Annotated in this window: 3 protein-coding genes and 1 pseudogene; 3 read left to right on the top strand and 1 reads right to left on the bottom strand. The window is 55.8% G+C overall.

Annotation, left to right across the window (positions count from 1 at the left end; genetic code table 11):
• A pseudogene (locus tag QNK41_RS22965) lies at window positions 1-166 on the bottom strand (serine hydroxymethyltransferase); the annotation flags it as partial.
• 710 nt (window positions 167-876) lie between these two features.
• On the opposite strand from QNK41_RS22965, the gene QNK41_RS04715 reads away from it, so the two are divergent.
• The 3 genes from QNK41_RS04715 to QNK41_RS04705 form a co-directional block, all read left to right on the top strand.
• Window positions 877-1,323, top strand: a complete 447-nt coding sequence (locus QNK41_RS04715) for a FecR domain-containing protein (RefSeq protein WP_319254274.1) — start codon at window positions 877-879, stop codon at window positions 1,321-1,323.
• A gap of 67 nt (window positions 1,324-1,390) precedes the next feature.
• A complete protein-coding gene (locus tag QNK41_RS04710; protein WP_319254272.1) occupies window positions 1,391-1,993 on the top strand; it encodes an OmpA family protein in 603 nt (200 codons plus the stop codon).
• A gap of 53 nt (window positions 1,994-2,046) precedes the next feature.
• Window positions 2,047-4,387, top strand: a 2,341-nt coding sequence (locus tag QNK41_RS04705) for a CHASE2 domain-containing protein (RefSeq protein ID WP_319254270.1), incomplete at its 3' end; no start/stop codon positions are given.

Below are 4,387 nucleotides of genomic sequence, written 5' to 3'. Positions count from 1 at the left end.
GATAACCTTCGGCGGCCTTCATGTTGAAGACCGATCCCTGGGCTTCCAATATTGAAGGCCTGGCATGGTTCTCGGCGGCAATCAAATCGAGCGTGTTCTCAATGCGTTCTTTTTCAGCCGCTACTATCTTGTAAATTTCCGGATCCTGATAGCACAAATGATCCATAACGCTCTCCTCATGGCATTGATTTGATGTCCCAACTTCAGGTGAACGCATTTCAACGCATCGGGTTCTCGATTGAATGGTTTCCGTTGAAAACGTTTTCTCTATCTTTACAGAATATTGCAATAATTTTCACATGTTTTTATGCAACGATGGGGTTTACCGAACACCCGGAGTACTATCCAGCATTACGCCCCTGTTGAGAACCAGGGGAATCCATGTGTGGCCGCATCAAGACAATCAGGAATTGTCGCTGTACCTCTTCCGCTACATGGATCCCTACGGCACTCGCGGATTTGCGGTTAGATCGGCTGACGGCGAGTAAATGACAATCATCCGGTACCGCGTGAAACGCCGCAAAGAAAACGTTCCATAGATCTAAAGCCAGCCGTATCCCCCACCGCTTTCCCCTTCGGCCTCTCGTCTTCTGAACCCAATGATGCAATATCGTCCATTTTCCGCCGTTCCAAATTCTCGCTCGGAATACTGATGAGCGAAATCCGGGCGTGTTGGAGGCCGGTGAGAACCGCCAGTGCCGCGATTCTAAGATGGATCTTGCAATCCGTCGAAATTTCGAATACGAATATATTGGAGACTAATTCATCAGCGCCTCTTGCCCTCCTGCGTCTTCAAATCCGATTCTGCGGTTCAGGCAACCGCAGGTAAATAAAATATCATGCCGTCTCTATCCGGTTATGCAAAGGGAGGTCGCCATGCGGCTCACGATTGTCAACCTGATTTGTCTCATGCTGTTACTGGTCGGACCCGGTACCTCGGCTGCCGCGGATGCTTTCGTCGGTGTCGTCAAGACCATTGAAGGCGGCGCCGTCATCACGCGCGACGGTGAAACGATTGCGGTCGGCACAGGCATGGAAATCCAGCGGGCAGATCTCGTCAGAACCGATCGTAACGGATTCGTCGGACTGGTTTTCTCCGACGACACGCGAATATCCATGGGGCCGAGCACCGAGCTCACCGTCGATGACTACCTGTTTGAACCGGTGGAGAAAAAGCTCTCGTTTGTCCTCCGCCTGATCCGGGGTACCGTATCGTTTCTGTCCGGTCAAATTGCCAAACTATCACCCGAATCGGTTCAACTGGTCATGCCTGCGGCGACCATCGGCGTCCGGGGAACCCATGTGCTGATCAAGGTGGACTAACCGGTCCGCGCGAATTGAATGGAACCGGTCTGACAACAACCGATTTTGCAGGAAGGTGGAACACTCCATGCGTATGTGGGTATATCTGGTGTGCTGCGTTGCGGCAATGTATCTGATAATGGCCTGCGGCCACAAGAACATTATCGTTCTGGTCCCGGACCCGGATGGGTCGGTAGGACAGGTCACGGTTGCCAATGCTGCCGGGTCGGTGGAGATGAACCGTGCCAATCAGTCGACGACTGTCCGGGACCGATCGACAGTCCCCGCCGCTCCGGCCGAACTGAAGCCGTCGCAGGTTCAAGATCTGTTCGGACAGGTGCTGTCCAACGTGCCGCCGCCACCCATTCACTTTATCCTGCACTTCGAATCGGATTCGGAGCAGCTGCTGCCGGCATCCGTCCAGCTATTGCCGGAAATCGTCGCCGCCATCCAACAGCGCGCACCGACACGCATTTCTGTGGTGGGTCACTCGGACACACGGGGAGACAAGGCCTATAATCTGGATCTGTCTAAAAGACGGGGGTCGGCAGTCAAGCAACAGCTGGTGGATAGGGGGGTTGACGGCACCTTCATGCATGTCTCTTCCCATGGAGAAGAGAACCCGCTGGTTAAAACGGCCGACAATGTGGCCAATGCCAAAAACCGGCGTGTAGAAGTCATCGTCCGATAACAGTCCTTGGGTTAAACCAAGGGTAATCCTCTGTATCTGGAGTGGTCACGAAAATGAAGGTGCCTGCGGTCTCAGAAGAAATGGAACCATTCGCCCACAGCATCGATCCGCCGGGCAAGTTAATTATCACCCTCGGCGTCCTTTTGGCTGCCATCTGGACTGCGGTCTATCTCGCTCGTCCCGATTTTGTCGACACACTCCAATTCAAATTGACCGACGCCATCGTCGCCGATGCCCCCGACCCCGGCATCACCGATCGCGTCGTGGTGGTCGATATCGATGAGCCATCCCTGGAAGCCTGGGGCCAGTGGCCATGGCCCCGTTCCCGGTTGGCAAGGCTGTTGGATGGGATTGCCGGTATGGGTGCCCGCTCCATCGCCCTGGACTTCATTATGGCTGAACCAGACCGGACTTCCCTGAAAACCCTCCATGAGGCACTCAAGCGTGAACTCGGCTTGCTCCAGGATGGCACAAATGCGCCGCCCACACTGCCGGACAACGATGCCGTCATGGCAGCCACCCTGTCCGGCGGACCGTTTGTTTTAGGCTACGAATTTCATTTTGAAGACAATCATCGAAATAACGCGGGCTGCCATCTTAATCCGCTTGAATTGATTGACATCCACCAACCGGCCAACGGGCCCGCATCGCTTACTCTGCCGCAGGCGAAAGCTGCCGTCTGCAACATCGATCAGCTCTCGCGTGCAGCACCCCACTCAGGCTTTTTAAACGGCCGGGTCGATGGTGATGGACGGCTGCGCCGCCTGCCCCTGATGATTCGCTACGGGCAGGCCGTTTACCCCAACCTCGCGCTGGCCGCGCTGCTGCCCACCGTTATCGGTCAACCGGTGATCCTGAAACAGCGATCAGGTAGCCATAGCCGCCTGACCCTGGGCAACCATTCCATTCCCATCGATGATAACGGGAACCTGCGTATCCGCTTTGTCGACAAACAATCGACCCTTCGCCACATATCGGCGGACCGGGTCCTGACCGGTCAGGTTGACGAATCCGAGATTAAAAACCGCATGGTATTTGTGGGCCTGAGTGCGTCCGGCCTGGCATCTGCATACCAGACACCGGCCGGTGGTCAGTTCACGGCTGTCGAGGCTCACGCCCAGGCGCTCGAAACGATCTTGTCCAACAGTTATATCCGTCGCCACACAGGAATTGTTCTGGCCGAAGTCGTCCTGTCCATGGTGGTGGCCCTTCTATACAGCCTGTGCATCGCCCGCCTCGAATTTGTGACCACCACGGCAATCGGCGCTGCCGGTATCGTCGGGTTGGGAGGGGGTGCACAGCTGCTCTTCAACAGCCGGCAGGTACTTCTGTCGCCCCTGTTGCCCGCTACGGTGATCATCAGCAGCGGGCTGTTTCTCATGCTCTTTAAATACTGGACGAGACAGCGAAAAGCCCGCCGCGGTTTACAGGATGCTCTGATCCTGATGCGAAGCAGCCAGAAGGACCTGAACGCCATCATCGAGACCATCCCCGACATCGTGTTCCGACTCGACGCATCGGGACGGATCACGTTCATCAGCCCGGCCCTAACCAAGTACAAGAAACAGCCTGAGGAATTGGTCGGAAAACACATTCTCGACATCGTATCCCCGGAAGACAGAGACCTGGCCACCTTTCGGATCAATGAACGGCGCACGGGTGACCGCGCCACCACCGATCTGGAGGTACGGCTGATGCTTTCCCCGATGGACGGTGGGGAAAACGGTAAAGAACGGGTTTTCAGCGTTTCGGCGCAGGGGATATACGGCAAGGCGTCACCGGACACCGCATCGTTCTCGGGCACCCAGGGCATCGCCAGGGACATCGAGGACCGCAAACACCTCGAAGGCAAATTGGAGCGGTTAAAAAAAATGGAAGCCATGGGCAGCCTTGCCGCAGGGGTTGCCCACGATCTGAACAACATCCTCAGCGGACTGGTCAGCTACCCGGAACTGCTTCTGCTGGATCTGCCGCCGGACAGCCCGATGAGAGACAGCATCAAGACGATCCAGCGATCCGGCCAACGGGCAGCGGACATTGTCCAGGACATGCTGATGATCGCCCGCCGTGGCGTCAAAAATTTCGACATCATCGATCTGAACGATGCCATTCGCACCTATCTGACGACGCCTGAGTTCAAGAATCTGGCGGAAAACCATCCCAACATACGCGTAACCACGGACTTGGACGAAGACTTGATGAACGTGAAAGGCTCATCCGTTCACATCTCAAAAGTAATAATGAATCTGGTGGGCAACGCTGCTGAAGCCATGCCGGCGGGCGGGACCATCTGCATCCAAACCCGGAACCGGTATCTGGACACGTCGATCGATCGGTACGAAAAAATCCCGGAAGGTGAATATGTCATGTTAGGCATCACCGATGAGGGGGTCG

This window comes from Desulfosarcina sp., assembly GCF_033791525.1.
Lineage (GTDB): Bacteria > Desulfobacterota > Desulfobacteria > Desulfobacterales > Desulfosarcinaceae > Desulfosarcina.
This window is presented reverse-complemented; position numbering and strand designations above follow the sequence as displayed.